Below are 26,666 nucleotides of genomic sequence, written 5' to 3'. Positions count from 1 at the left end.
CCTACAGGGAGGAGGTCGAACCCTGGCCCCGGCAGGAGGCCGGCCCTCCGGCCGATTTTGCGTCCGGCCAATCGCCTGCGCCGGGTCGGCGAGGGGGCTCGCCTCCTACGCGGAGGCCGAACACGAAATCGCCTCAGTCGGCGCGGCGCAGGAACGGGCGCTGGCCGGACTGCACGGCGCGGCGGATAAAGTCCGCACGGCCGCTTTCGCGCTGGTTGACCTCGTCCGCGCACTGCGACGGCTCATAGGCCGCGGCCGAGAGCATCACTTCCAGTTCGGCGACGTCTACCTTCGGATCGGTCAGCTGGTCGGAGGTGACGTTCAGGTGGCGCCCCACCTCCCAGAACATGCGTGGATTCCACATCTTGGTCTGCACGCGCGGCGAGTTGAACAGTTCGACGCAGCGCTGATTGATCTGTTGCTGATCCATGGGGTACTCCGGTCACGGTTTTCAGGACGCCGGGGAATCTAGCGAAGCCGGCGCGGCAATACAAGCCATGCGGACTATTCCACGGTGACGGACTTGGCCAGATTGCGCGGCTGGTCCACGTCGGTCCCCTTGAGCACGGCGGTGTGATACGCGAGCAGCTGCAACGGGATCGCGAAAAGAACGGGGGCGATCCACGGGTTCAGCGGGCCGTCGTGGGGCATCCCGACCCAGGTGTCATCCGGGCCCAGAGCGCGTGCCGCCGCCTCCTCGCCGATCACGATCAGCTCCCCGCCGCGGGCCCGTACCTCCTGCAGGTTGCTCGCGAGTTTCTCCAGCTGGGCGTCATCCGGCGCGACCGCAATGACCGGCATTTCGGCGTCCACCAGCGCCAGGGGCCCGTGCTTGAGCTCACCCGACGGGTAGGCCTCGGCATGGATGTAGGAGATCTCCTTCAGCTTCAGGGCGCCTTCCAGTGCAATCGGGTAATGCACCCCCCGCCCCAGGAACAGCGCGTGGTGGCGTTCCACCAGATGCTCCGCCACCAGCGCGAGGCGCCCGTCCAGCTGCAACGCGGCGTCGGCCATTGCCGGCAGGGACTGGAGCGCCCGGATACCGTCCTGGCGGTCGGCGGCCCCGAGCCGCGCGGTGCGCGCCGTATCGCCGAGCAGGAGCACCAGGACGGCCAGCGCGGCAAGCTGGGTGGTGAAGGCCTTGGTGGAGGCGACGCCGATCTCGGGGCCGGCCTGGGTCATCAGGACCAGGTCCGCGAGCCGGGCCATGGTGCTCTCGGGTACGTTGCAGATGGCCAGCCGCGCGGCGAAGGGCTCTTCACGCGCCTGGCGCAGGACCGCCAGGGTGTCAGCGGTTTCCCCGGACTGCGACAGCACCAGCAGGAGGGTCCCGGGAGCGACCACATGCCGGCGATAACGGTATTCGCTGGCCACCTCCACCTGTGCCGGCATGCCGAGATAATCCTCGATCCAGTACCGCGCCACCATGCCCGCGTGATAGCTGGTGCCGCAGGCGACGATCTGCACCGAGGTGACGTCGCACAACAGACGGTCGGTGTCCGGGCCGAGCAGATTCGGCAGCACGCCGTCGTGGCCGAACCGTCCGGCCAGGGTGTCGGCCAGGGCGCGGGGCTGCTCGTGGATCTCCTTGAGCATGAAATGGCGGTAATCGCCGCGATCGGCGATGGTCACCTCGCAGCGGGTCTCGCGCGCCTCGCGGGTGACCGTGTTGCCACGGGCATCCTCGATCTCGACGCGATCGCGTCGCAGGACCGCGATGTCGCCTTCTTCCAGATCGATGAACCGCTGGGTGACCGGCAGCAGTGCCTGCATGTCGGACGCCGCAAAGTTCTCGCCGATCCCCAGACCGATCAGCAGGGGCGACCCATGACGGGCGACGATGACCCGGTCCGGTGCATCGGCCACGGTGACGGCCAGCGCCCACGCCCCCTGGAGTCGGGCGCAGACGCCGCGCACGGCCGCCACCGGTTCGTCCCCGGCAGCCAGCGCCTGTTCGATCAGGTGGGCGATGACCTCGCTGTCGGTGTCGGATGCACAGTTCCAGCCATCGGCCGCCAGGGCGTCCCGCAGGGCCGCATGGTTTTCGATGATGCCGTTGTGGGCAATCGCGACGCGCCGGTCGCGCGACAGGTGCGGATGCGCATTCGCCTCGGAGGGCCGCCCGTGGGTGGCCCAGCGGGTGTGAGCCAGACCGGCCTGGCCCTGGAGCCCGGCCTGCGCGACCCGCTCCTCCAGCGCGGCGACCTTGCCCTCGGTACGAACGACGTCAATGCCGGCCGGGCGGGCGATCGCGACCCCCGCGGAGTCATAGCCCCGGTATTCCAGGCGGTGCAGGCCCTCGATCAGCAGCGGAACGATGTTGCGCTCGGCTATGCCGGTAACCAGTCCGCACATGGTTCAGTCCCCGTCTTCCGTTTCCCCGGTGCCGGCTTCGCCCGATTTCGGTTTCCGGGCCGGACGCTGCCAGCCTTCCACGGTCCGTGCCGGCGCCCGCGTCAGGGCCAGCGCGCCGGCCGGCACGTCGCGGCTGATGGTCGAGCCCGCGCCCACGGTCGCGCCCGCACCGATGGAAACCGGCGCGACCAGCGCGGTGTTGGAGCCGATGAACGCGTCCGCGCCAATCTCGGTGTGATGCTTGTTGGCCCCGTCGTAATTACAGGTGATGGTGCCTGCCCCCAGGTTGGCGCCGGTACCGACCCGCGCATCGCCGACGTAGGCAAGATGGTTGGCCTTGGCACCGGACTCCAGGCGCGCGTTTTTCACCTCGACGAAATTGCCGACCCGGGCGCCCTCGCCAAGATCGGCCCCCGGACGCAGGCGCGCGAACGGGCCGGCCTCGGCCCGCTCGCCGAGCCGGGCGCCCTCGACCACCGTATACGGCTGCAGCCGCGCGCCGGAAGCGATACGACAGTCACGCAGCACGCACCCGGCACCGATTTCTACATCATCGCCGAGGATCACCGTTCCCTCCACCACGACATTCACGTCCAGCCGGCAGTCGCGGCCGAACTCCAGCGTACCGCGGCAATCGAACCGGGCCGGGTCTGCCAGTGCCAGACCCTCACGCATGGATTCATCGGCGATCTCCCGCTGGAGCAGGCGTTCCTGCACCGCAAGCTGCGCCCGGTCGTTCACGCCCAGGACCGCGTCGGGGTCCTGGCTGTCGATCAGGGCCACCGACTGGCCCTCGCCCCGGGCCACCGCGACCACATCCGTCAGGTACCACTCGCGCTCGGCATCGGCCGGGGGCTCGCACGCACCCAGCCAGCGTCTCAGCGCCACCGCATCGCCCGCCAGGACCCCGGTATTGATGCGGTTCACGGCGGCCTCCGCAGCGTCCGTCTCCTTGTCCTCCACGATCCGCTCCAGATTGCCCCGCGCGTCTTCGATCAGGCGCCCGTAGCCACGGGGATCGGCCACCCGGGTACCAAGCACCGTGAGCGTCTCCCGCGTACGCGCACAGCCTTCCAGGTCTGCCAACGGGATCCGGGGCACGTCGCCATACAGCACCAGAACCCGCGCACCGTCGGGGATCCCCTCCAGGGCGCGGGCCACCGCGTGTCCGGTGCCCCCGGGATGGCCCTGGTCCACCCAGCGCAGGTCCTCTCGCTGCGCGAAGGCCGCCTGCACCGCCTCCCGGCCGTGGCTGACCACGACATGAACGGCGCTGGCCTCCAGCCGGTCCGCGCGCTCGAGCACGTGCGCCAGCATGGGTCGGCCACCCAGCGGCTGCAGCACCTTGGGCAGGGCCGAGCGCATCCGCGTGCCCTTGCCGGCGGCGAGTATGATCAGATGCAGTCGTTCCACAATTACCCTTCCATACCGAGATCCCGGCCGGGACCACAAACAACAAGGCCGCCCGAGAGAGGCGGCCTTGTGATCCTTCCCTGCCGTGTCTGCCGCCGGTTCAGCGGCGGCGACGCAGCTTTTCGATCATCTGCAGCCGGGCCGCGGCTTCCGCAAGCTCGGCCTGCGCCTTGGCATAATCGAAGTCGGCCTGCTTGTCGGCCAGGGCTTCCTCCGCCCGCTTCTTGGCCTCGAGCGCCTCGGCCTCGTCCAGGTCCTTCGCGCGGACCGCGGTATCCGCGAGCACCGTGACGTGGCGCGGCTGCACCTCCATCACGCCCCCGGAGACGAACACCGGCTGGGGCTCCGCCCCTTCCTTCTCCTGGATGCGCAGTTCGCCCGGATTCAGACGAACCAGCATCTGCAGGTGACCGGCATACACGCCGACCTCGCCTTCCTCGGCCGGGGCCGCGATCATCTCGGCCGTGCCGGAGTAGATCGACTCCTCGGCACTGACCACGTCCACATGCATTGTCATTGGCATGACAGGTGCTCCTTAGCCGAGTTTGTCGGCCTTCTCGACGGCTTCCTCGATGGTACCCACCATGTAGAACGCCTGCTCGGGCAGGTGATCGTACTCACCGTCCACGATGGCCTGGAAGGCACGAATGGTGTCCTTGAGCGACACGTACTTGCCGGGGGCGCCGGTGAACACTTCCGCAACGAAGAACGGCTGCGACAGGAAGCGCTGGATCTTGCGCGCCCGGGCCACGACCAGCTTGTCGTCTTCCGACAGCTCGTCCATGCCGAGGATCGCGATGATGTCCTTCAGCTCCTTGTAGCGCTGCAACGTACCCTGCACCGCACGCGCGGTGTCGTAGTGCTGCTGGCCGATGATCTGCGGATCCAGCTGACGCGAGGTCGAGTCCAGCGGGTCCACCGCGGGGTAGATGCCCAGCTCCGCGATCTGGCGCGACAGCACGACGGTCGCGTCAAGGTGCGCAAACGTCGTGGCCGGGGACGGGTCGGTAAGGTCGTCCGCCGGGACGTAGACCGCCTGGATCGAGGTGATCGAGCCCTTCTTGGTGGAGGTGATGCGCTCCTGCAGCACACCCATTTCTTCCGCCAGCGTGGGCTGGTAACCCACCGCGGAGGGCATGCGGCCCAGCAGCGCCGAGACCTCGGTACCGGCCAGGGTGTAACGGTAGATGTTGTCGATGAACATCAGCACGTCACGGCCTTCGTCGCGGAAGTACTCCGCCATCGTCAGACCGGTCAGCGCCACGCGCAGACGGTTGCCCGGCGGCTCGTTCATCTGGCCGTAGACCAGCGCCACCTTGTCGAGCACGTTGGAGTCGTTCATCTCGTGATAGAAGTCGTTCCCTTCACGAGTACGCTCCCCGACGCCGGCAAACACCGAGTACCCGCTGTGCTCGATGGCGATGTTGCGGATGAGCTCCATCATGTTGACGGTCTTGCCCACGCCGGCGCCGCCGAACAGGCCCACCTTGCCGCCCTTGGCGAAGGGGCAGAGCAGGTCGATGACCTTGATCCCGGTTTCCAGCAGGTCGGTTGATCCCGCCTGTTCGTCAAAACTCGGGGCCTTGCGATGGATCGACCATTTTTCTTCGGTCTCCACGTCGCCGGCCTCGTCCACCGGGCGGCCCAGCACGTCCATCACCCGGCCCAGGGTGCCCTGGCCCACCGGCACGGAGATCGGGCCCCCGGTATTGGTCACGGCGGTCTGGCGCTTGAGGCCGTCGGTGCTGCCCATGGCGATGGTCCGGACGATCCCGTCGCCCAGCTGCTGCTGGACCTCGAGGGTCAGGCCGTTTTCCAGCGTCAGGGCGTCGTAGACCCTGGGCACCTCGCCGTGGGGGAACTCCACGTCCACGACGGCGCCGATGATTTCGACAATCTTTCCAGAGCTCATGCGTTCAATCCTCTAAGTCGTAATTCTTGCCGCGTCGGGCCTGCCGGAGGCGGTCGCTAGACCGCCGCGGCGCCGCTGACGATCTCGGAAATCTCCTGCGTGATCGCGGCCTGGCGTGCCTTGTTGTAGACCAGCTGGAGGTCCTTGATCATCGTGCCGGCGTTGTCGGATGCCGCCTTCATCGCCACCATCCGCGCGGCCATCTCGCAGGCCACGTTCTCGACCACGGCCTGATAGATCAGGGATTCCACGTAGCGCTCGACGAGGGTATCCAGGACCTCGTAGGGCTCCGGCTCGTAGATGTAGTCCCAGTGGTATTCCAGTTCTTCGTCCGCGCTCGGCGCGGTCGGCAGCAGCTGCGTGACCTGCGGCTTCTGCGTCATGGTATTGACGAACTTGTTTTCCACCAGGACGACGCGATCGATCTTTTCCTCGCGGAAATCGTCCAGCAACACCTTCACGGTTCCGATGAGATCGGAGAGGTGCGGGCGGTCACCGAGATCCGTGGCCTGCGCCACGATGTTGCCGCCCAGCCGCCGGAAGAACTGCAGCGCCTTGTTGCCGAACACGCAGAGATCCACCTCGACCCCTTCGTCGCGGTAGCGCCGCATTTCCGCGACCGCCTGCTTGAACAGGTTGGTGTTCAGGCCGCCACACAGCCCGCGGTCGGTGGACACCACGATCATGGCGACGCGCTTGACGTCGCGCTCCACCATGAACGGGTGACGGTACTGGGCGTTCGCCATCGCGACGTGACCAATCACGTCGCGGATCTTTTCGGCGTACGGCCGGGACTCCTGCATGCGGTCCTGGGCCTTGCGCATCTTGGACGCGGCCACCATTTCCATGGCCTTGGTGATCTTCTGAGTATTCTGGATACTCTTGATCTGCGTCCGGATCTCCTTCGTGCCCGCCATTGCGCGCTCCCGTTACCAGGTGTTCTTGGACTTGAACTCGTCCAGGGCGGCGGTCATGCGTTCCTGGATGGAGTCGTTGTAGTCGCCGCTGCTGTTGATCTCGTCGAGCAGCGCCTTCTGGTTCGAGCGCAGCCAGGCCTGGAGTTCGCGTTCGAAATCCACGACCTTGTCTTCCTCGACGTCGTCGAGGTAGCCCTGATTGGCCGCGTACAGCGAGAACGCCATCTCGCCGATGGACATCGGCTGGTACTGGCCCTGCTTCATCAGCTCGGTAACGCGCTTCCCGCGATCCAGCTGCTTGCGCGTGGTTTCGTCCAGATCGGAGGCGAACTGCGAAAACGCGGCCAGTTCGCGGTACTGGGCGAGGTCGAGACGCACGCTGCCGCCCAGCTTCTTGATGATCTTGGTCTGGGCCGAGCCACCGACACGGGAAACGGACAGACCGGCGTTGATCGCCGGGCGGATGCCCGAATTGAACAGGTCGGTTTCGAGGAAGATCTGACCGTCGGTGATCGAGATCACGTTGGTCGGCACGAACGCGGACACGTCGCCGGCCTGGGTCTCGATGATCGGCAGGGCGGTCAGCGATCCGGTCTGACCCTTGACCTCGCCATTGGTCGCACGCTCGACGTACTCCTCGTTGACGCGGGAGGCACGTTCCAGCAGACGCGAATGCAGATAGAACACGTCACCCGGATAGGCTTCGCGGCCCGGCGGACGGCGCAGCAGCAGCGACACCTGACGATACGCCCAGGCCTGCTTGGTGAGGTCGTCGTAGACGATCAGGGCGTCCTCGCCCTTGTCACGGAAGTATTCGCCCATCGCGCAGCCGGCGTAGGGGGCGATGAACTGCATCGCGGCGGATTCGGACGCGTTGGCCGCGACAACGATGGTGTTATCCATCGCGCCGGCCTGCTCGAGCTTGTTCACCACCGACGCCACCGAGGAGGCCTTCTGGCCAACGGCGACGTAGATGCACTTCACGCCGGAATCCTTCTGGTTGATGATCGCATCCACGGCCACGGCGGTCTTGCCGGTCTGGCGGTCGCCGATGATCAGCTCGCGCTGACCGCGGCCGACGGGGACCATGGCGTCGATGGCCTTGATGCCGCTCTGCAGCGGCTGGTCCACGCCCTGTCGTTCGATGACGCCGGGCGCCATGCGCTCGATCGGGCTGGTCTGACCGGTCTCGATCGCGCCCTTGCCGTCCAGCGGCTGCCCGAGCGAATCGACCACGCGGCCGAGCAGCTCGTCGCCCACCGGGACCTCGAGGATGCGGCCGGTGCACTTGACGGTGTCGCCTTCGCGCAGGTGGTTGTAATCACCGAGGATCACCACACCCACGGAGTCGCGCTCGAGGTTGAGCGCCATGCCGTAGGTTTCGCCGGGGAAGGCGAGCATTTCGCCCTGCATGACGTCGCCCAGGCCGTGAACGCGGGCGATGCCGTCCTGCAGGCTGACCACGGTGCCCTCGTTCGAGGCCTCGGAGCCCGCATCGAACTTGTCGATGCGCTGTTTGATCAGATCACTGATCTCGGAGGGATTCAGTTGCATGATAATTTCCTCTTAGCGACTCAAATTGGCAGCCAGGCGGTCCAGCTGGCCTCGCACGGAGCCGTCGATGACCAGGTCGCCGGCGCGGATGATGGCCCCTCCAAGAAGGGAGCTGTCGACCGAGGAGGTCAGATCCACTTCGCGGCCGAGACGTTCGGACAGCGCCTTGTGGATCTCTTTCTCCTGCGCCTGGGTGAGTTTGCGGAACGCAATGACCTCGGCCTCCACGCGGCTTTCGGCTTCGGCCTTCAGCGCGTTGAAGGCCTCGCTCACGGCCGGCAGCGCCGGCAGGCGACCGTTCTCGCCCAGCAGGCGGACCAGATTGGCCACACCGTCGTTGAGCTTGCCCTCGGCGATGTCCAGCACGAGCTGGGCACGCTTGTCCCGCGGCACCCGGGGATTCGAGAGGAGATCGTGCATCCGGGAATCGCCGGCGATCGCCGCCAGCAATTCCAGCTGCTCGGCCCAGCCGGCGAGGTCCTGGTCCTCGCGTGCCCGCTCGAAAGCGGCGCGGGCGTAGGGTCGGGCTACCGAAATCAGGTCTGACATAGCCTCTCCTTACAGCTTGGCAGCGAGCTTCTTGAGAAGGTCACCGTGGGCCTTGGCGTCAATCTCCTTGGCCAGGATCTGCTCGGCACCCTGCACCGCCAGGTCGGAGACCTGCTTGCGCAGTTCCTCCTTCGCGCGGTTGAGCTCCTGCTCGGCTTCGGCCTGCGCCGATTCCTTGATTCGCTCCCCTTCCTCGCGGGCGTTGGTGCGGGCTTCCTCGACGAGCTCGTTGGCACGCTTCTGAGCGGAGGCGACGATGTCGTTGGCCTGCTGCTTGGCCTCCTTGATGACCTCGGTCGCACGCTCCTGGGCCAGCTCCTGTTCCTTCTCGCCGCGTTCGGCGGCCGCGAGGCCGTCGGCGATCTTCTTGCGCCGTGCCTCCAGGGCCTGGGTCAGCGGCGGCCAGACGAATCGCATGGTGAACCATACGAAAACGCTGAAGGCCAGCAGCTGCCCGATGATGGTGAGATTGATATTCATCCTGCTACCTCAGGTTGACGAGTGGTGAGGGATCCTCGTGACTCGATCAGCCCTTAGCCGAGAACGAACAGGACGTACAGGCCGATACCCACCGAGATCATCGGCACGGCGTCGGTCAGACCCACAACGATGAAGAAGTTGGTGCGCAGCATCGGGATCAGTTCCGGCTGACGGGCAGCGCCTTCGAGGAAGCGACCCCCGAGGGTGGCGACACCAATCGCGGCGCCGATAGCGGCCATGCCCATCATCAGAGCGGCGGCGATAATAACCAGAGCGTTAGCCATTTCCATCGTAATATCTCCAGTGAAGTTGAGACGGTCAGTTGAAGTTAAGGGTTATCAGTGGTCTTCCGAGTGAGCCATGTCCAGATAGACGATGGTCAGCACCATGAAGATGAAGGCCTGCAGCGGCACCACGAGGATGTGGAAGATCGCCCAGCCGACGTGCAGCACGCCCCCGGCGAGCCCGAACATCAGTCCGGCGGAGTACATCAGGCCGATGAGGATAAAGATCATCTCGGCGGCGTACAGGTTGCCGAACAGTCGCAGGGCGAGAGAAGCCGGTTTGGCCAGGAGGTCGACGACTTCCAGCACGAAGTTGGCCACCCAGGTCAGGGGCTTCAGCGGGGCGATGGAGGTCTGGAACGGCGCACCGGTCAGCTCCTTGAAGAAACCCACCGGACCCTTGATCTTCAGCGAGTAATAGATGATGAGAATGAACACGCCCAGCGCCAGGCCGATCGTCACGTTGATGTCGGTCGTGGGCACGATCTTGAAGTACGGGATGCCCAGCAGATAGGCGAGGTGCGGGATCAGATCCACCGGCACCAGGTCCATCAGGTTGAGCAGGAAGATCCAGATGAAGATGGTCAGCGCCAGCGGCGCGATGAGGTCGTTCTTGTGCTTGAACGAACCGCGCACGTTGGTGTCGACGAATTCCATGATCCATTCGACGAAGTTCTGCCAGCCACCGGGTACACCGGCGGTGACCCGCTTGGCCGCGTAACGGAAGCTGAGGATGAACAGCAGGCCGAGCCCGATGGACCAGATCATCGAATCGACGTGGATGGCCCAGAAACCCATCTCGGAAGCCTCCGATGCGCTCATCGCGAAGCCGAGCCCGTTCTCCGGGTGATACCCGAAGGTCAGGTTCGTGAGATGGTGATTGATATGGTCGTCCATTTCTGAAGCCATGTCGCTATCTCTTCATTGCTTGGGCGGATGCCCGGTGGACCCACCACACGGGCAGAAGATGCACCGCGAGAAAGCCACCGAACAGGGCGGGCAGGTCGGGGTTCTCGTAACCCGCGAACACCGCCGCAAATGCGGCTGCGATGAGCAGCAGCCGGAATACCTGAGCCAGCATCATGCGCCCGGCCAGGTTCCGGGCAGCCGACGCACGATACGCCCCGAAGACCGCAAATACCATCACGGCGTTTCCGAGGGCGGCAATCCCGCCGCCGAGCGCCATCGAGATGGCGGCCGACGGTAACGACAGCACCAGCAAGAGCACCGTCAGGAGAAGGGTGACTGCGAGCTGCAGACCGAGCGACTGGATGGCAGGGCTGAAGCGTCGCGGTGTCATCTGGTGGATGGGCACAACCCACCCCTCTCCGGAAAATTGCGCGCAGTATAAGTGGGCCCTTAAGGGAGGTCAACGCGACCCGCGGGGGCCGACCGGGTTACTGAATATGTGACAGGATTCCGTCGAGCTCGTCGAGGGAGTTGTATTCGATCACCAGCCGGCCCTTGCCCTGACGGTTGTAACGCACCTGGACGGGAGCACCCAGGGTGTCGGCAAGGCGGCTCTCCAGTTGCCGGATCTCGGGCGGTGGCTCGGTGGAGACCGGCTCGGCATCCTTCTGCTCGAGGGTGCGGCGAACCAGCTGTTCGGTGGCGCGTACCGAGAGGCCGCGCTTGACGACGCGCTCGGCGACCTCGGGCTGGTCGTCAACCGGCAGGGCGAGGATGCAGCGGGCATGGCCCATCTCGAGGCGGCCCTCGTCGACGTGAACCTTGACCGCACCGTGGAGCTCCAGCAGCCGCAGGAGATTGGTCACCGCGGTGCGTGAGCGGCCGACGGCGGTGGCCGCGTCCTGGTGGGTCAGTTCGAATTCGCCGATCAGGCGGTGGATGGCACTGGCTTCCTCCAGCGGGTTGAGGTTTTCCCGCTGGATGTTCTCGATCAGGGCCATCGCGGCGGCCGCCTGGTCGGGGATCTCGCGGATCACTGCCGGGACCGTTTCGAGGCCGGCCTGCTGGGCGGCACGCCAGCGTCGCTCGCCGGCGATCAGCTCGTAGCCATCGTCCACCGGCCGCAGGACCACCGGCTGGACGATGCCCTGCGAGCGGATGGATTCGGTCAGTTCGGCCAGCGCTTCTTCGGATATCCGGCCCCGCGGCTGGTAACGGCCGCGGCGGATGCGTTCGACCGGCACGGATTCCAGGCGATCCTCTTCACCGGGCTCTTCGGAGGCCCCGCTGAGCAGCGCGTCGATACCACGTCCGAGTCGTCCACTGTTTCTTCTGGCCATGTGTCGAATCCTGCCGAAAGGAGCAATCAGCGGCGCAGCAGTTCGCCTGCCAGGGCGAGATAGGCAACCGCGCCGCGCGATGAAGCATCATACAACAGAGCAGGCTGACCGAAGCTGGGGGCTTCGGCCAGGCGGATGTTGCGCGGGATCACGGTATTGTAGACCCGGTCGCCGAAATACCCGGTCAGCTGCTCGGAGACGTCGCCGGCGAGACGGTTGCGGGCATCGAACATGGTGCGCAGCAGTCCGGCGATGCGCAGGCGGGGATTGGGCCCGCGCTGGATGCTCTCGATGGTGCGCATCAGCGCGGTGAGACCCTCGAGGGCGTAGTACTCGCACTGCATGGGGATGACGACGCCATCGGCGGCGACCAGACCGTTGACCGTCAGCAGATTGAGCGACGGCGGGCAATCGACCAGCACGTAGTCCCAGCGGCCGCGGGCATCCGCCAGGGCCTGTTGCAGGCGATATTCGCGGCCCTCTTCCTCCATCAGGCGCACCTCGGCCACGGTCAGGTCACCGTTGGCCGGCAGCAGATCGAAGCCGGCCTCGACGCGCTGCACGACATCATCCAGGAGTGCATCACCCAGCAGGACGTCGCAGGTGGTGCGTACGTCGGCATGCTTGTCTTCGCCGGATCCCGTAGTCGCATTGCCCTGCGGGTCCATGTCGACCACCAGCACCGAACGGCCCAGACGGGCGAGCGATGCGGCCAGGTTGACGCAGGTGGTCGTCTTGCCGACGCCGCCCTTCTGGTTGGTGATCGCGAGGGTTTCGGTCACGGCGCGGTTCTCTCGATGATGGCGATGTGACGGGGGGCGTGCTCGCCGGGAATGGTAACCGGCTCGACGGCATGATACGACCACGGTGCCGGCAACGCCTCGCGGGCGCGGTCCGCGGGGCCCAGCATCGCCAGTACCCGCCCCTGCGGGGCGACCAGATGGCCGGCGCGCTGCAGGGTCTCGGCGGGGGCCTTGAAGGCGCGCGAGACCAGGGTATCGAACGGGGTCTGCGGCGCGAACTGCTCGATCCGCAGATGCCGGGCCTCGACGTTTTCCGTCCGCAGCAGGCCGATCACGTGACGCAGGAAGCGCACGCGCTTGGCGGCACTGTCCAGCAGGCAGTAGCGCCGATTCGCGGCCGCATCGCCGTCGGGGGCGTACGCGTCCACCAGGGCCAGGATCAGTCCCGGCAGTCCGGCGCCGGTTCCCACGTCCAGGATGCGCTCCCCGTGCAGCCACGGGCGCAGGCTGAGACTGTCGAAGACATGCCGCGACACCATCTGCTGCGGGTCGCGCACCGCGCTGAGGTTGTGCACCCGGTTCCAGCGTTCGAGCTGACTCAGCCAGGTCACCAGCGCGTCGATCGCGGGTTCCGTCAGACCCGCGGCGGGGGCGTGGCGCGCAAGCTCCGCACGCCAGGTGTCCTCATTCGCCACTGGCCCGCTGCTTCAGATGCACGGCCAGGGCGGACAGCGCGGCCGGGGTCACGCCGGGAATGCGCCCCGCCTGGGCCAGGGTGTGGGGACGAAACTCGGCGAGTTTCTGCCGCAGTTCGGCGGACAGCCCATGGACGCGGTCGTAGTCCAGGTTTTCCGGCAGCGGCGTGTTTTCCGCGCGCGCCTGGCGGCGGACCTCGGTCTGCTGACGTTCGATGTAGCCGGCATATTTCGTCTGGATCTCGACCTGCTCGCAGACGTCGGCGGGCAGGGTCGCAGCCAGCTCGGGCAGGCAGGCCATCAGGCCGGGATAATCCACGTTCGGGCGGCGCAGGAGGTCTTCCAGGGTCGCTTCGGGATCGGGTGTCTGGCCGAGGTAGGCGACCAGGGCCTCGTTGCGGCGCTGTTCGCGCGACAGTCGGGTCGCACCCAGGCGCGCGCGTTCGGCCTCCACCTGTTCGGCCCGGCGACCGAACACGGTCCAGCGTTCGTCGTCGACCAGGCCCATTTCACGGCCCGCCGGCGTGAGGCGCAGATCGGCGTTGTCCTCGCGCAGCAGGAGGCGATGTTCGGCGCGCGAAGTGAACATCCGGTAGGGCTCGCGGGTACCGCGGGTGACCAGATCGTCGATCAGCACCCCGATGTAGGCCTCGGAACGCTGCGGGACCCACGGGTCGTGCCCGGCGACGTGGCGGGCGGCGTTGAGGCCGGCCACCAGCCCCTGGGCGGCCGCTTCCTCGTAGCCGGTCGTACCGTTGATCTGGCCGGCGAGGAACAGGTTGTCGACTTCGCGGGTCGCCAGCGCCGGGGTCAGGCCGCGCGGGTCGAAGAAATCGTATTCGATCGCATACCCCGGACGGGTGATGTGTGCGTGCGCGAAACCGGGGATGCTGCGGACCACGTCGACCTGTACCTCCCAGGGGAGGCTGGTGGAGATGCCGTTGGGATACAGCTCGTGGGTATCCAGGCCTTCGGGTTCCACAAAGATCTGGTGACTGTCCTTGTCCGCGAAGCGCACCACCTTGTCCTCGATCGACGGACAGTAGCGCGGACCGGTGCTGTCGATGGCCCCGGAATACATCGGCGAGCGCTCGAGGTTGTCGCGGATGATCGCGTGGGTATGCTCGGTGGTCCGGGCGATATGACAGGCACGCTGCGGCGGATGCTCGTCGCGCGAACCGATGAACGAGAAGACCGGGCGCGGATCGTCGCCGGGCTGACGTTCCAGCACGGAAAAGTCGACGCTGCGCCCGTCGATGCGCGGCGGGGTACCGGTCTTCAGCCGGCCGACATCGAAGGCCATCTCGCGCAGGCGCGCCGCCAGGCGTTCGCTCGGCGGGTCGCCGGCGCGGCCGCCGGCCTGGTTCTGCTCGCCGGTATGCATCCGGCCGTTGAGGAAGGTGCCCACGGTCAGCACCACCGAGCCGGCCTCGAAGCGGATCCCGCCGTCGGTCACCACCGCCGCAGCGCGGTCACCGTCGAGCACGACATCAGCCACGCCCTGCTGAAAGACCCGCAGGTTGAGGCACTGGTCGACGGCGCGGCGCACGGCCAGGCGATAGAGCTGGCGATCCGACTGGGCGCGGGTCGCGCGCACCGCCGGCCCCTTGCGCCGGTTCAGGACGCGGAAATGGATACCCGCGGCATCCGCGGCCCGCGCCATGACCCCGCCCAGCGCATCGATCTCCCTGACCAGATGCCCCTTGCCAATGCCGCCGATCGCCGGGTTGCAGCTCATCTGCCCGACGGTCTCGAGGTTGTGGGTCAGCAGCAGGGTTTGCGCACCGGTACGCGCGGCCGCCAGGGCTGCCTCGGTACCGGCATGCCCGCCGCCCACTACGATGACATCGAAGGATTCCGCCATGCTCCAGAACTTCCCGGCCCGGGGGTCGGGCCACTGCGTTGCAAGCGGTCAGTGTAGCAGGAGCGCGCGCATCGATCAGGTCGGCACGGGGGCGCTGCGCACACAGTCGCGGCCGGCGGTCTTGGCGGCGTACAGTGCGTCATCGGCACGCTGCACCAGCGCGTCCAGCGATTCGCCGCCGTGGCGACACGCCACGCCTACCGAGGCGGTGACGGTCAGCGAATCCGCCGGAAACAGATCGACCGGTTCCGCCCCCAGACGCTCGCGGATCCGTTCCGCCAGCGCTCGCGCGTGCTCGAGGTCGCCATGCGGGAGGACCGCGAGGAATTCCTCACCACCCCAGCGGCCGGGGGTGCCACCGTCGCGCAGCTCGTCCTGCAGCAGGGCAGCGAAATGTTCCAGCACCCGGTCACCGGCACGATGGCCATGGGTGTCGTTGATCCGCTTGAACCAGTCGAGATCGAACAGCAGCACACACAGGCCGGCATCCGCCCCGGCGCCAACTTCCAGCTGACGCCGGACCCGGCGCGCAAGGGCCCCGCGGTTGAACAGGCCGGTCAGCGGATCACGGGTGGCCTGACGGTAGAGCCGCAGCAGCATGTGCAGCTGACTGAGAGCGGCCCACACGGCCACGCCGGCGACCAGCACCAGCAGCCAGAGATTGCCCAGGGTGTCCCAGCGACCCAGATTCCCCATGGCCGCCTCGATGGCCATGTAGACGGCGAGGATGGCGACCGAACCGAACGCGCCTTCGCGCAGGGTCAGCGGGAAGATGGCCAGGGCCGCGACCGTGAGTGCGGGAAAGAAGGCGTAACCCGAGGCGAGCGCCGACTCGAGGTCGGAATTGATGATGAACCGCGCCATGGCATAGAGCATCATCGGGATCGCCAGCAGCAGGGCGAGGCGCCACAGCGTCCTGCGGTAGCCGGTATCCTGACGGCAACTCCACCACAGCACCAGTCCGGCGACGGCGCCGGTGAGCCGCAGGATCATCGTGAGCAGGGCGTCCGGGGTATCCAGCAGGAAGAATTCGAGCGGCAGCCACAGGGGCAGACCGATGGCCAGCAACAGTGCCAGCGGACGGATCCGTCGGCGGATGTAATCCGCCCGGGTTTCCCGGAAGTCGGGCGCGTGACCGCCGCCATGGACCAGATCGGGAAGATTCATCCGGATCAGGCGTTCACGCAGGGAGGCAGGGGAGGATTCCTCGGTCGGGACTTCCGGTTCGGTTGCCATGCCGCATTCCTTCGCTCGGGATTCGGCAAGCCTGCGGCGGGATTGTGGCGAATGCAAAAGCCGCAGAACGGCACTCGGATTATTTGCCGATACAGAATCCGGCGAAGATCTCGCCCAGCAGGGCCTCGTGGTCCTGGCGCCCGAGCAGGGCATCCAGAGCCTGTTCGGCGCTGCGCAGTTCCTCGGCGGCGAGATCGCCGGGCAGTGCCGGGTCGATGCGTTCCAGGGCGCCGGCGGCCGCCGCCAGGCCGTCGAGGTGACGCGCACGCACGCTGAAGCCGCCGTCCGTCCCGGGCGCCAGGCCCAGGCGCGCGGCAATCGCGTCGCGCAGCGCATCCAGCCCCTCGCCGGTGCGCGCGGAGATCGCCAGCGCGTCGGCGGGGACGGCATGCTCACGGGCACTCGATAGATCGCTCTTGTTCCAGACCACCAGGCGCGGCAGATCGGCCGGCAGGTCGTGCGGGATCCCCGCGTCGGGATCGGTGAGGTCACGCAGTTCGAGGACCAGATCGGCGGTCCGTCCGGCTTCGCGGGCCCGTTCCATGCCGATCCGTTCCACCGGATCCTCGCTCCCGTGCAGGCCGGCGGTATCCACCACCTCCACGGGAATGCCGTGGATCGCGACCGGTGCCCGCAGCACGTCGCGCGTGGTCCCGGGCCGATCGGTGACGATGGCGACCTCATCCTCTGCAAGGCGGTTCATCAGACTGGACTTGCCGGCGTTGGGCGGCCCGAGCAGCGCCAGCCGCAGACCGCGGTCCAGGTAGCGGCCGGGCCGCAGGCGTTCGATCAGCTCGCGGATCTGCGCGGCGAGTTCGGCCGCCGCCGGAGCCAGCATCCCGGCCACATCCGACTCGAGATCGGTCTCGCCAAAGTCCAGTTCCGCCTCCATGTGGACCCGCAGGTCGCGGATGCGGCGCGAGACTGGCTGCAGCTCGGCGGCCAGGGCGCCGTCCAGACTGGAACGTGCGCGTCGCGCCGCGCGCTCGGTCTGGGCGTGGATGAGATCGGCGACGGCCTCCGCCTGGGCCAGGTCCATGCGGCCATTGAGGAATGCGCGTTCGGTGTATTCGCCGGGGCGCGCACGACGCGCGCCCAGGGCCACGCAGGCCGCGACCAGCCGCTCCAGGAGTACGGGACTCCCGTGACCCTGGAATTCGACCACGTCCTCGCCGGTGTAGGAACGCGGGGCCGGGAAGAACAGCACCAGACCGTCGTCGATCAGCGCATCATCGACAGGATCCTGCAGGCGCACGTAATGGGCGTGCCGCGGCCGTGGATCAAGCCCGGCGATCCGCCGCGCCATTACCGCGGAGTCGGGACCGGAAAGGCGCACCACCCCGATGCCGCCGGACCCCGGAGGGGTCGCGACCGCGACGATGGTGTCACCGTCCACGAAGGATCACTCCTTCTGCTTGTCGGGGTCCGCGCCGGTCTCGATCTTGCGCGTGATGTACCACTGCTGCGCGATGGAGAACAGGTTGTTGGTGAACCAGTACAGCACCAGGCCCGCCGGGAAGAAGGCGAAGAACACGGTGAATACGAACGGCAGCGCCATGAAGATCTTCTGCTGCACCGGATCCATCGGCGGCGGGTTCAGCTTGTACTGCACGAACATGGACACGCCCATCAGGATCGGCAGGATGAAGAACGGATCGCGTGACGACAGATCCTGGATCCACAGCCACCAGGGGGCCTGACGCAGTTCGACACTCTCCAGCAGCACCCAGTACAGGGCGATGAACACCGGTATCTGCACCAGGATCGGGAGACAGCCGCCCAGCGGATTGATCTTCTCCTTCTTGTACAGGTCCATCAGCGCCTGGTTCATGCGCTGCTTGTCGTCCTTGTAGCGCTCCTTCAGCTCCTGCAGCTTGGGCGCGACCTTGCGCATGCGCGCCATGGAGCGGTAGCTGGTCGCCGAGAGCTTGAAGAAGGCCAGCTTGATCAGGATGGTCAGGATGACGATGGACCAGCCCCAGTTGCCGACGACCGCGTGGATCTTGTCCAGCAGCCAGAACAGCGGGCTGGAGAGGAAGGTGAACACCCCGTAATCGACCGTCAGTTGCAGGCCGTCCGCGATTTCGGCCAGCTCCGCCTGGGTCTTGGGGCCGACCCACAGGCGGGTATGGAACTGTCCGCTGTCGCCCGAGGCCACGCGCAGCGGCTCGGCCGAATGCAGGCCGATCAGGTACTCCTCGCCCACTTCCCCGGGGACCCCCCGGGCATAAAGGGCGTTGAGTTCCTCGGCGCCCGGGATCCAGGCCGACACGAAATAGTGCTCGATCATCGAGACCCAGCCACCCTCGATGCGATCCTCGACCGGATCGTCCGCCAGCGACTCGAAACGCTCGCGCTCGTAGCTGCCGTCGTACCAGGCCGCCCCGGTAAAGGTGTACAGCCACCAGGATTCACGGTCGGGGGTCTCGCCATGACGCAGCTGGCGATACTGACGCCCGATCCAGGGATCGGCACTGTGGTTGTGGACCTCGTATTCCACCTCGATCAGGTGGGTGCCGCGGTTGAAGACGTAGGTCTTCACGACCTCGATCTCACCGTCTTCCGAGGTCCAGCGCATCGGCACGCGCAGCTGATCCTGGCCTTCGCCCAGCTCGAAACGATCCTGATCGACCTCGAAGTCGGCGTGATGCGACGGCGCGCGTCCTTCGGGATCGACACCCTCAACGCGGTCGTGGGTCAGGCCGCTCTGTGCGACATAACCGCGAATGCGGTGATCCATCAGGCGCACCGGCACCAGGGGGTCGTCGCGCAGATCCTGCGGGAACTGCAGCAGATCGGCCCGCAGGATCGTGCCACCGCGGGTATCGATCAGCAGGTCATGCTTGTCGGTCACCACCTGGATCTGACGCCGCTCCGGGGCCGCGATGGGTTCCGGGGCATCCGTGGCCGGGTCGGCCTCGGGCTCGGCCGCCGCCTCCGGGGTATCCGGAACATCCTCCGGCCGCGCATCCGGATCTTCTTCCAGCTCGCGTTCGGCCGCGGTCTCGGTGGCCGGTCGAGTGCCGTAGTCATCGTTCCAGGCCATCCACATCAGGAACAGGATGAAGGCCAGGGTCAGCCACAGCAGGGGACGGATGTTATCCATGGGCGCGATTACTTCCGGGAAGGAGATTGGGAGTCGGGATCCCGCGGCGGGACCGGATCATAGCCGCCCGGTGACCAGGGATGACAGCGCAGGATGCGGCGCAGGCCCAGCCAGAATCCGCGCAGCACGCCGTGGGTCTCCACGGCTTCCACCGTGTAGGCGGAACACGTCGGGAAATGCCGGCAATGCGGTGCCATGAACGGCGAGATGCCGTACTGGTAGGCCCGCACGGGCAACAGGGCGATCTTGCGCAGCAGACGGCTCATCGGATGCGGTCCAGCAAATGGTCGATCTCGCGCCGCAGGGCTTCGGCTTCCACGTCACCCGCCCCGCCGCGCGCAAGGATGATGATATCCACCGGCGGCAGCTCGTTGCGACACTGGCGAAAGGCCTCGCGGGCGATTCGCTTGATCCGGTTGCGCCGTACCGCGCGTCGGACATGGCGCTTGCCGATCGCCAGGCCCAGCCGCGTGGGGCCGTCCTCGCTCCGCGGGCGGTAAAGCAGGGTCAGGTGGCGCCCGCGCACCCGCCGTGCGTCCTGAAAGACGTAGCGGTAGTCACCGCCGGTCAGCAGGCGCGCGGCGCGCGGAAAGCCGGCCGGCGAGGACTGCGCGGGCACTCGGGCCGAGGCCGGGCGTTACGGCGTCAGGCGCTTGCGACCCTTGGCCCGGCGGGCATTGATGACCTTGCGACCGCCACGGGTGGCCATGCGGGCACGGAATCCGTGGGTTCGCGCGCGGACGAGACGGCTGGGCTGGAAGGTGCGCTTCATGATGATTCCGGAATGACTGGATGAAAGGCCGGTGAACCTACCCCGTGTAGCGCCACAAGTCAATCGTCCCCGGGGGATGCGGCTGGCGTGACCGGGCGCGGCGGGCGTAGACTGCACGCCTGTTTCGTATCCCTCATCGGAGAATATCGCGTGGCTTCCGACAGCCTTTGGAGGGCCTGCCTGGACCGCCTGCAGGACAAGGTCTCCGAACAGCAGCTCAATACCTGGCTGCGCCCCCTGCATGCGGATGAAAGTGGCGACACCCTGCGCCTTCTGGCCCCGAACCAGTTCGTGTTCGAGCATGTGCGCGACCATCTCCTCGGGACGATCGAAGAGGCGGTGGTGGAGATCGCCCCCGCCGGTTCCGGGGGTGACACGCCGGCCGTCCGTCTCGGGATCGGCGGCGAGGAACCGACGCCGGCAGCGGCAGGCGACGGGGCGGGCGCCAGCGGGACGCGGCCGGCCGAAGGGACCGGCACGCCGCCTCGCGCATCCGGACCGGTCAGCAACCTGAATCCGGCGTTCACCTTCGAGACCTTCGTCGAGGGGAAGTCCAACCAGCTGGCCAAGGCCGCCAGTCTGCAGGTCGCGGAAAATCCCGGGGTCGGCTACAACCCGCTGTTCATTTACGGGGGTGTCGGCCTGGGCAAGACCCATCTGATGCATGCGATCGGCAACAGCATCCTGGCGCGCCAGCCGGAGGGACGGATCATCTATCTGCATTCCGAGCGCTTCGTTGCAGACATGATCAAGGCGCTGCAGCACAACGCGATCGATGACTTCAAGCAGCACTACCGCAGTGCCGATGCGCTGCTGATCGACGATATCCAGTTCTTTGCCGGCAAGGAACGCTCGCAGGAGGAGTTCTTCCATACCTTCAACGCGCTCCTGGAAGGCCAGCAGCAGATCATCCTGACCTCCGACCGTTACCCCAAGGAAGTCGAGGGGCTGGAGGAGCGCCTGAAGTCCCGGTTCGGCTGGGGACTGACCATCGCGATCGAACCGCCGGAACTGGAGACCCGTGTCGCCATCCTGCAGCGCAAGGCGGAACAGGCAGGGATCGAACTGCCCAGCGAGGTGGCCTTCTTCATGGGCAAGCGGATCCGTTCGAACATCCGCGAACTGGAAGGTTCGCTGCGCCGGGTCCTGGCGAACGCCCACTTTACCGGCAAGCCGATTACGGTGGACTTCGCCAAGGAGGCACTGCGCGACCTGCTGGCGGTGCAGAACAAGCTGATTACGCTGGAAAACATCCAGAAGACCGTGGCCGATTACTACCGCATCAAGGTCGCGGATCTGCTGTCGACGCGGCGCAGCCGCTCCATCGCGCGGCCGCGTCAGGTCGCGATGGCTCTGGCCAAGGAACTGACCCAGCACAGCCTGCCGGAGATCGGTCAGGCCTTTGGCGGGCGCGATCACACCACGGTCATGCACGCCTGCCGCAAGATCGCGGAACTGCGCGAATCGGACGCGAGCCTGGACGAGGACTATTCCAATCTTCTGCGGACACTGAGCAGCTGACAGCCGGGTCGATGAACGAGCGCCGCGGGCTGTGGACAAGACGGTGGACAAGCTGTCCGGGTGACGGTGCATAAACCGTGGGCGAATGCGCAGGCGGAATCTGTCCACAGGTCGCGCACAGGTACCCCCAAGGGCTCACGGGACGGATAATTAGTAATAAGTAATTGTTTTACAAAGGGAAATATTCTTTTTCCCACAGGCTGACGCGTCAGTTATTACCGCAAGTATTCATTTAGAAAGCTCTTACAACAGGACACGCCATGGAACTCTCATTCAACCGGGAAGCGATGACCGAGGCCCTGCAGCGGATCGTGGGTGCGGCCGAGAAACGGCTGACCATGCCGATCCTCGGGAATGTCCGCGTGCGGCCGGACGAGTCCGGGGGCATGCGGCTGGAGACCACGGACCTGGAACTGGCCTGGAGTGCCCATGCATCCGGGAACATCCCGGCGGAATGCGACACCACGGTCTCGGTGCGCAAGCTGCTGGATGTGGTGAAGGCCGCACCCGGCGAGAGCGAGATCCGGGCGAGCCTGGATGCCGAACGCATGAGTGTCGGTTTTGGCGGTTCTCGGTTTTCGCTCGCCACCCTGCCCGGGGCGGATTTCCCCGACTGGGAAGCCGGCGGAATCCTGGCCGCGGTGGATGTACCACAGAACCGCCTGCGGCGGTTGCTGGAGGCGACCATGTTCTCCATGGCGCAGCAGGATGTGCGTTACTACCTCCAGGGGCTGCTGCTCGTGGCCACCGGACACACCCTGCGGGCGGTCGCCACCGATGGCCATCGCCTCGCCCTGGCGGAGATCGAACTCGACCAGCCGGTGGAGAATCGCATCGAGCGGATCGTGCCGCGCAAGGCGGTGGCCGAGCTGAAGCGCAACCTCATCGACGATGACCAGGCGGTGCGGATCGGGTTCGCCGAGGATCAGATGGTGTTCGAGCTGGGATCGGCGGTTCTGCGGTCCAAGGTCATTGAAGGGCGGTTTCCGGATTACGAACGGGTGATCCCCGCGGATCTTCCGGCGACCCTGGTGGTGGAACGGGAAGTCCTCAAAAGGGCGCTGGCACGTGTGTCCATCGTCGCGAGTGATAAGTACCGGGGGGTGCGGATGGTCCTGGGACCGGCGGGCTGCCAGGTGATGACCCATAACGCCGATCGCGAGGAAGCACAGGAGTCGGTGGAAGCATCCTACGACGGGCCGGAAATGGAGATCGGCTTCAACCTCGGGTACCTGCAGGACGTGCTCAACGTGATCGAAACGGATTCAGTGCGGATCGGCCTTCGGGACGGGAACTCCTCGATCCTGATCCAGGCGGAACCGCCCGGCGGCGCGCGCTACGTGGTCATGCCCATGCGTCTGTAGCTGCGGACCCGGAGTGCTGGAAGAACTGCGTATCCAGGGCGTACGCAACCTGGAGGCAACCCGGCTGCAGCTGAGTGGCGGATTCAACGTGTTCACCGGGGCCAACGGAGCCGGCAAGACATCGGTGCTGGAGGCCTGTCACCTGTTGTCGGTCGGTCGTTCGTTTCGTACGCAGCAACTGCGCCGGGTGGTCCGCGAGGGGGAACACTACCTCGGCGTGGGAGGCACGGTGCGGGATCCGGTGAGCGGGACACGCCACCGGCTCGGTGTGGAATGGCAGGGAAGCCGACGCTCGCGTCTGGACGGGGAGTGGCTGCGGGGGCATGCGCGCGTGGCGGAATGGCTGCCCTCGCGGGTGCTGCACGCGGGCAGCTTCGACCTGGTGCGCGAAGGACCGGAAGAACGGCGACGCCTGCTGGACTGGGGGTGTTTTCACGGAATTGCCGGGTATCGCGAGGCATGGCAGCGCTGGCGGCGGGCCCACGAGCAACGCAACGCGGCGTTGCGTCAGGGACAGGGTCGCGCGGCGCGCGAATTCGAGGGGCCGCTGGTGGCGGCGGGTGAACGCGTGACCCGGGCGCGGGAGGACTATGTCGGAGAGTGGCGGGCACGGACGCTGGAAGCCGCGGGGAAGCTGGGATTCGAGGGGGACCTGGAAGGACTGGATCTGCGGCTGCGGCCGGGATGGGAACAGCGACGTTCGCTGGCGGAAGCGGTCGACCGCAGTCGGAGCACGGATGCGGAACGGGGGTTTGCACAGGTCGGGCCGCAGAGGGCCGACCTGGTGCTCAAACTGGCCGGAAGGGACGCGACGGAGGGATCGCGCGGGGAACAGAAACGGCTGGTGACGGCACTGGTGGTGGGCCAGGGTCTGATGCTGGAGGCGCGTACGGGGCGCTCGCCGCTGCTGTTGCTGGACGACGTTCTGTCGGAACTGGATCGAGGGGTGACGGCCGGGCTGCTCGGCGGGCTGGATATGCTGGGCTGGCAGGTCCTGCTGACCGCAGTGGATCACGGCGCGGTCGGGGACCGGGTTCGGGAGCCCCGGATGTTTCACGTGGAACACGGGCGGGTGGCTGCTCCGCCCGAGTGATGTTCCACGTGGAACATTCCTCCTCCTCCTCCTTTTCAGCCGCCGACGCGCCGACCGCCAGAATCGGCCGGCTTTGCGGTACAATGACGGGATTGTCACCTGCCGGAAGCGCATCCATGGCCGACCACGAAATCCCCGCCGATCCCGCCGCCTATGATTCCAGCCAGATCCGTGTCCTCAAGGGCCTGGACGCGGTGCGCAAGCGTCCAGGGATGTACATCGGCGATACCGATGACGGCACCGGTCTGCACCACATGGTGTTCGAGGTGGTGGACAACTCCATCGACGAGGCCCTGGCCGGACACTGTGACAGCATCGAGGTCGTGATCCACGAGGACAACGCCGTCAGCGTTGCCGACAACGGCCGCGGCATCCCCACGGATGTCCACGAGGAAGAAGGCAAGTCGGCGGCCGAAGTCATCCTTACCGTCCTCCACGCCGGCGGCAAGTTCGACAACAATTCCTACAAGGTCTCGGGTGGCCTCCACGGGGTCGGCGTGTCGGTGGTCAACGCCCTGTCGGAAGAACTTCGCCTGGAGATCCATCGCGACGGCCAGCGGCACGAACAGATCTACCACCTCGGCGTACCGGAGACCGATCTGACCGTGGCGGGGGCGACCGAACGGCACGGCACCCGCATCTGGTTCCGACCCAGCAGCGAGATCTTCTCCGACATCGAGTTCCATTACGAGATCCTCGCCAAACGCCTGCGCGAGCTTTCGTTCCTCAACTCGGGGGTGCGCATCACGCTCCGAGACCTGCGTGACAACCGCGAAGAGACCTTCGTGTTCGAAGGCGGTATCCGTGCCTTCGTCGAACACCTGAACCAGAAAAAGACCGCCCTGCATCCCACGGTCATCTACGCCGACCAGATGCGGGATGATTACGCAGTAGAGATCGCCCTGCAGTGGAATGATTCGTATCAGGAGAATATCTTCTGCTACACCAACAACATTCCGCAGCGCGACGGTGGCAGCCACATGGCCGGTTTTCGCGCCGCGCTCACCCGCACGATCAACCAGTACCTCGAGCGCGAGGGTCTGACCAAAAAGGCGAAGGTCGCCACGGCCGGCGATGACATGCGGGAGGGTCTGACCGCGGTCCTGTCGGTGAAGGTTCCCGACCCCAAGTTCTCGTCGCAGACCAAGGACAAGCTGGTCTCCTCCGAGGTGAAGCCGATCGTCGATTCGGTGCTCTCCGATGCGCTGGGCGCCTTCCTGCTGGAAAATCCGCCCGAGGCCAAGGCGATCACGGACAAGGTGCTGGACGCCGCCCGCGCCCGCGAGGCCGCGCGCAAGGCACGCGAGGTCACCCGTCGCAAGGGCGCACTGGACGTTGCCGGCCTGCCCGGCAAGCTCGCCGACTGCCAGGAAAAGGACCCTTCCCGCTCGGAACTCTACCTGGTGGAGGGGGACTCGGCCGGCGGTTCGGCCAAGCAGGGCCGCGACCGCCATTTCCAGGCGATCCTTCCGCTCAAGGGCAAGATCCTCAACGTGGAGCGCGCGCGTTTCGACCGTATGCTCGGTTCCGCCGAGGTGGGTACGCTGATCACCGCCCTGGGCTGCGGTATTGGCAAGGACGAATACGACCCCGACAAGCTGCGCTATCACCGCATCATCATCATGACCGACGCGGATGTCGACGGCTCGCATATCCGCACCCTGCTGCTGACCTTCTTCTTCCGTCAGATGCCGGAGCTGATCGAGCGCGGCCACGTCTACATCGCCCAGCCGCCGCTGTACAAGATCAAGCGCGGCAAGCGCGAGCAGTACATCCGCGACGAACAGGAGATGCAGCAGATCATCCACTCCCTGGCCCTGGACGGGGCAGCGCTGCATCCCGCCGCCGAGGCCCCCGCGATCACCGGCGAGGCGTTCGAGGACCTGATCCGCGCCTACCAGGCGGCCGCCGCGGCGGTCGGGCGTCTGGGACGTCTGTATGATCCTCGCGTCCTGTGGGGCATGCTCGAAGCGCCACCCATGCCGCGCCCGCGTTCGGTGACCGAACCTGCGGTTCAGCAGTGGTTCCAGGCGATTCTCGACGGACTGTCGAGTGACAAGGCGGGTGCCACGCGCTACGAACTGGAGGCCGATCGCGACCCCGACGGTCATGACCGGCTCGCACTCCATCGTCTCGAGCACGGCGCGCGGCTGTCGCAGCACCTCACCGACGACACCCTGGCCTCGCGCGATTTCCAGGCCATCCTCGATCTCTCCGAACGCCTGCAGAGCCTGCTGGACGAAGGGGCCTACATCCAGCGCGGCGAGCGACGCCACGAAATCGTCCGTTTCTCCGAAGCCATGGAATGGCTGCTGGCCGAAGGCCGGCGTGGGCTGTCCGTCCAGCGGTACAAGGGCCTCGGGGAAATGAACGCCGAGCAGCTGTGGGAGACGACCATGGACCCCGAATCCCGGCGCCTCCTGCAGGTCCGCGTGGAGGATGCGATTCGTGCGGACGAGATCTTCACCACCCTGATGGGCGACCAGGTCGAGCCGCGCCGCGACTTCATCGAGACGCGCGCGCTGAGCGCCGAAAACGTCGACATCTGAGCCGCGCGCG

Annotated in this window: 26 protein-coding genes; 4 read left to right on the top strand and 22 right to left on the bottom strand. The window is 66.5% G+C overall.

Annotated features, from left to right (window positions below; genetic code table 11):
- Positions 1-133 precede the first annotated feature (133 nt).
- The 22 genes from F787_RS0103400 to rpmH form a co-directional block, all read right to left on the bottom strand.
- On the bottom strand, positions 134-430 hold the full coding sequence (locus F787_RS0103400) for a hypothetical protein (protein ID WP_018868911.1): 297 nt from the start codon (positions 428-430) through the stop codon (positions 134-136).
- Between the two features lie 74 nt (positions 431-504).
- Positions 505-2,355, bottom strand: coding sequence for a glutamine--fructose-6-phosphate transaminase (isomerizing) (glmS, locus tag F787_RS0103395; protein ID WP_028491317.1), 1,851 nt, complete (start codon positions 2,353-2,355; stop codon positions 505-507).
- 3 nt (positions 2,356-2,358) lie between these two features.
- Positions 2,359-3,768, bottom strand: a complete 1,410-nt coding sequence (gene glmU, locus F787_RS0103390) for a bifunctional UDP-N-acetylglucosamine diphosphorylase/glucosamine-1-phosphate N-acetyltransferase GlmU (RefSeq protein ID WP_028491316.1) — start codon at positions 3,766-3,768, stop codon at positions 2,359-2,361.
- Between the two features lie 100 nt (positions 3,769-3,868).
- Positions 3,869-4,291 carry a F0F1 ATP synthase subunit epsilon gene (locus F787_RS0103385; protein ID WP_024328652.1) on the bottom strand — a complete coding sequence of 141 codons (423 nt, stop codon included), beginning with the start codon at positions 4,289-4,291 and terminating at the stop codon, positions 3,869-3,871.
- 12 nt (positions 4,292-4,303) lie between these two features.
- The gene (gene atpD, locus F787_RS0103380; RefSeq protein ID WP_018868907.1) at positions 4,304-5,680 is read right to left on the bottom strand and encodes a F0F1 ATP synthase subunit beta; all 1,377 of its coding nucleotides are present in this window, start codon (positions 5,678-5,680) and stop codon (positions 4,304-4,306) included.
- Between the two features lie 56 nt (positions 5,681-5,736).
- The gene (gene atpG / locus F787_RS0103375; protein ID WP_019569324.1) at positions 5,737-6,597 is read right to left on the bottom strand and encodes a F0F1 ATP synthase subunit gamma; all 861 of its coding nucleotides are present in this window, start codon (positions 6,595-6,597) and stop codon (positions 5,737-5,739) included.
- A 12-nt stretch (positions 6,598-6,609) separates the two neighbouring features.
- Positions 6,610-8,151, bottom strand: a complete 1,542-nt coding sequence (gene atpA, locus F787_RS0103370) for a F0F1 ATP synthase subunit alpha (protein ID WP_018868905.1) — start codon at positions 8,149-8,151, stop codon at positions 6,610-6,612.
- Positions 8,152-8,163: 12 nt separating this feature from the next.
- The gene (locus F787_RS0103365; RefSeq protein WP_018868904.1) at positions 8,164-8,700 is read right to left on the bottom strand and encodes a F0F1 ATP synthase subunit delta; all 537 of its coding nucleotides are present in this window, start codon (positions 8,698-8,700) and stop codon (positions 8,164-8,166) included.
- Positions 8,701-8,709: 9 nt separating this feature from the next.
- Positions 8,710-9,180: a F0F1 ATP synthase subunit B gene (locus F787_RS0103360; RefSeq protein WP_018868903.1), complete on the bottom strand. Its 471-nt coding sequence runs from the start codon at positions 9,178-9,180 to the stop codon at positions 8,710-8,712.
- Positions 9,181-9,233: 53 nt separating this feature from the next.
- Positions 9,234-9,470 carry a F0F1 ATP synthase subunit C gene (atpE, locus tag F787_RS0103355; protein WP_018868902.1) on the bottom strand — a complete coding sequence of 79 codons (237 nt, stop codon included), beginning with the start codon at positions 9,468-9,470 and terminating at the stop codon, positions 9,234-9,236.
- 48 nt (positions 9,471-9,518) lie between these two features.
- Positions 9,519-10,361 carry a F0F1 ATP synthase subunit A gene (gene atpB / locus F787_RS0103350; protein WP_028491315.1) on the bottom strand — a complete coding sequence of 281 codons (843 nt, stop codon included), beginning with the start codon at positions 10,359-10,361 and terminating at the stop codon, positions 9,519-9,521.
- 16 nt (positions 10,362-10,377) lie between these two features.
- Complete coding sequence (locus F787_RS0103345) at positions 10,378-10,779, bottom strand: ATP synthase subunit I (protein WP_018868900.1); 402 nt, start codon at positions 10,777-10,779, stop codon at positions 10,378-10,380.
- 82 nt (positions 10,780-10,861) lie between these two features.
- Positions 10,862-11,713 (bottom strand): ParB/RepB/Spo0J family partition protein, encoded by an 852-nt coding sequence (locus tag F787_RS0103340; RefSeq protein ID WP_028491314.1) that lies wholly within the window; start codon positions 11,711-11,713, stop codon positions 10,862-10,864.
- Positions 11,714-11,739: 26 nt separating this feature from the next.
- Positions 11,740-12,495: a ParA family protein gene (locus F787_RS0103335; protein ID WP_018868898.1), complete on the bottom strand. Its 756-nt coding sequence runs from the start codon at positions 12,493-12,495 to the stop codon at positions 11,740-11,742.
- Positions 12,492-13,151, bottom strand: a complete 660-nt coding sequence (gene rsmG / locus F787_RS0103330) for a 16S rRNA (guanine(527)-N(7))-methyltransferase RsmG (protein WP_028491313.1) — start codon at positions 13,149-13,151, stop codon at positions 12,492-12,494. Before rsmG ends, F787_RS0103335 begins: the two co-directional genes overlap by 4 nt.
- Entirely contained in the window at positions 13,141-15,015 is a 1,875-nt protein-coding gene (gene mnmG, locus F787_RS0103325; RefSeq protein WP_028491312.1) for a tRNA uridine-5-carboxymethylaminomethyl(34) synthesis enzyme MnmG, read from the bottom strand. The genes rsmG and mnmG overlap by 11 nt, the downstream gene beginning before the upstream one ends.
- A gap of 75 nt (positions 15,016-15,090) precedes the next feature.
- Positions 15,091-16,251, bottom strand: a complete 1,161-nt coding sequence (locus tag F787_RS0103320; RefSeq protein WP_028491311.1) for a GGDEF domain-containing protein — start codon at positions 16,249-16,251, stop codon at positions 15,091-15,093.
- 79 nt (positions 16,252-16,330) lie between these two features.
- The gene (gene mnmE, locus F787_RS0103315; RefSeq protein WP_028491310.1) at positions 16,331-17,647 is read right to left on the bottom strand and encodes a tRNA uridine-5-carboxymethylaminomethyl(34) synthesis GTPase MnmE; all 1,317 of its coding nucleotides are present in this window, start codon (positions 17,645-17,647) and stop codon (positions 16,331-16,333) included.
- A gap of 6 nt (positions 17,648-17,653) precedes the next feature.
- Entirely contained in the window at positions 17,654-19,357 is a 1,704-nt protein-coding gene (gene yidC, locus F787_RS0103310) for a membrane protein insertase YidC (RefSeq protein ID WP_028491309.1), read from the bottom strand.
- 8 nt (positions 19,358-19,365) lie between these two features.
- On the bottom strand, positions 19,366-19,623 hold the full coding sequence (gene yidD / locus F787_RS0103305; RefSeq protein WP_018868892.1) for a membrane protein insertion efficiency factor YidD: 258 nt from the start codon (positions 19,621-19,623) through the stop codon (positions 19,366-19,368).
- Complete coding sequence (rnpA, locus tag F787_RS0103300; protein WP_028491308.1) at positions 19,620-19,976, bottom strand: ribonuclease P protein component; 357 nt, start codon at positions 19,974-19,976, stop codon at positions 19,620-19,622. The genes yidD and rnpA overlap by 4 nt, the downstream gene beginning before the upstream one ends.
- Before the next feature lie 18 nt (positions 19,977-19,994).
- Positions 19,995-20,129: a 50S ribosomal protein L34 gene (gene rpmH / locus F787_RS0103295; protein WP_018868890.1), complete on the bottom strand. Its 135-nt coding sequence runs from the start codon at positions 20,127-20,129 to the stop codon at positions 19,995-19,997.
- Between the two features lie 150 nt (positions 20,130-20,279).
- On the opposite strand from rpmH, the gene dnaA reads away from it, so the two are divergent.
- The 4 genes from dnaA to gyrB all read left to right on the top strand — a co-directional run bounded on the left by dnaA (position 20,280) and on the right by gyrB (position 26,656).
- Positions 20,280-21,650: a chromosomal replication initiator protein DnaA gene (gene dnaA, locus F787_RS0103290; RefSeq protein WP_018868889.1), complete on the top strand. Its 1,371-nt coding sequence runs from the start codon at positions 20,280-20,282 to the stop codon at positions 21,648-21,650.
- Between the two features lie 260 nt (positions 21,651-21,910).
- A complete protein-coding gene (gene dnaN / locus F787_RS0103285; protein WP_028491307.1) occupies positions 21,911-23,014 on the top strand; it encodes a DNA polymerase III subunit beta in 1,104 nt (367 codons plus the stop codon).
- Between the two features lie 13 nt (positions 23,015-23,027).
- The gene (locus F787_RS0103280; protein WP_019590863.1) at positions 23,028-24,107 is read left to right on the top strand and encodes a DNA replication/repair protein RecF; all 1,080 of its coding nucleotides are present in this window, start codon (positions 23,028-23,030) and stop codon (positions 24,105-24,107) included.
- Between the two features lie 116 nt (positions 24,108-24,223).
- The gene (gene gyrB, locus F787_RS0103275; protein ID WP_019569335.1) at positions 24,224-26,656 is read left to right on the top strand and encodes a DNA topoisomerase (ATP-hydrolyzing) subunit B; all 2,433 of its coding nucleotides are present in this window, start codon (positions 24,224-24,226) and stop codon (positions 26,654-26,656) included.
- The last annotated feature ends 10 nt before the right edge of the window (positions 26,657-26,666 follow it).

This window comes from Thioalkalivibrio sp. ALE19, from assembly GCF_000428605.1.
Classification (GTDB): domain Bacteria; phylum Pseudomonadota; class Gammaproteobacteria; order Ectothiorhodospirales; family Ectothiorhodospiraceae; genus Thioalkalivibrio.
The sequence above is the reverse complement of the archived record's forward strand: the minus strand, read 5'-3'. Positions and strand labels throughout refer to the sequence as shown.

Excerpts from the sequence above, each read along its gene's own strand:
- F787_RS0103400 (WP_018868911.1), bottom strand. The coding sequence starts at position 430 with ATGGATCAGCAACAGATCAATCAGCGCTGCGTCGAACTGTTCAACTCG.
- glmS (WP_028491317.1), bottom strand. The coding sequence starts at position 2,355 with ATGTGCGGACTGGTTACCGGCATAGCCGAGCGCAACATCGTTCCGCTG.
- F787_RS0103385 (WP_024328652.1), bottom strand. The coding sequence starts at position 4,291 with ATGCCAATGACAATGCATGTGGACGTGGTCAGTGCCGAGGAGTCGATC.
- atpD (WP_018868907.1), bottom strand. The coding sequence starts at position 5,680 with ATGAGCTCTGGAAAGATTGTCGAAATCATCGGCGCCGTCGTGGACGTG.
- atpG (WP_019569324.1), bottom strand. The coding sequence starts at position 6,597 with ATGGCGGGCACGAAGGAGATCCGGACGCAGATCAAGAGTATCCAGAAT.
- atpA (WP_018868905.1), bottom strand. The coding sequence starts at position 8,151 with ATGCAACTGAATCCCTCCGAGATCAGTGATCTGATCAAACAGCGCATC.
- F787_RS0103365 (WP_018868904.1), bottom strand. The coding sequence starts at position 8,700 with ATGTCAGACCTGATTTCGGTAGCCCGACCCTACGCCCGCGCCGCTTTC.
- F787_RS0103360 (WP_018868903.1), bottom strand. The coding sequence starts at position 9,180 with ATGAATATCAATCTCACCATCATCGGGCAGCTGCTGGCCTTCAGCGTT.
- atpE (WP_018868902.1), bottom strand. The coding sequence starts at position 9,470 with ATGGAAATGGCTAACGCTCTGGTTATTATCGCCGCCGCTCTGATGATG.
- atpB (WP_028491315.1), bottom strand. The coding sequence starts at position 10,361 with ATGGACGACCATATCAATCACCATCTCACGAACCTGACCTTCGGGTAT.
- F787_RS0103340 (WP_028491314.1), bottom strand. The coding sequence starts at position 11,713 with ATGGCCAGAAGAAACAGTGGACGACTCGGACGTGGTATCGACGCGCTG.
- mnmG (WP_028491312.1), bottom strand. The coding sequence starts at position 15,015 with ATGGCGGAATCCTTCGATGTCATCGTAGTGGGCGGCGGGCATGCCGGT.
- F787_RS0103320 (WP_028491311.1), bottom strand. The coding sequence starts at position 16,251 with ATGGCAACCGAACCGGAAGTCCCGACCGAGGAATCCTCCCCTGCCTCC.
- yidC (WP_028491309.1), bottom strand. The coding sequence starts at position 19,357 with ATGGATAACATCCGTCCCCTGCTGTGGCTGACCCTGGCCTTCATCCTG.
- yidD (WP_018868892.1), bottom strand. The coding sequence starts at position 19,623 with ATGAGCCGTCTGCTGCGCAAGATCGCCCTGTTGCCCGTGCGGGCCTAC.
- rpmH (WP_018868890.1), bottom strand. The coding sequence starts at position 20,129 with ATGAAGCGCACCTTCCAGCCCAGCCGTCTCGTCCGCGCGCGAACCCAC.
- dnaN (WP_028491307.1), top strand. The coding sequence starts at position 21,911 with ATGGAACTCTCATTCAACCGGGAAGCGATGACCGAGGCCCTGCAGCGG.
- gyrB (WP_019569335.1), top strand. The coding sequence starts at position 24,224 with ATGGCCGACCACGAAATCCCCGCCGATCCCGCCGCCTATGATTCCAGC.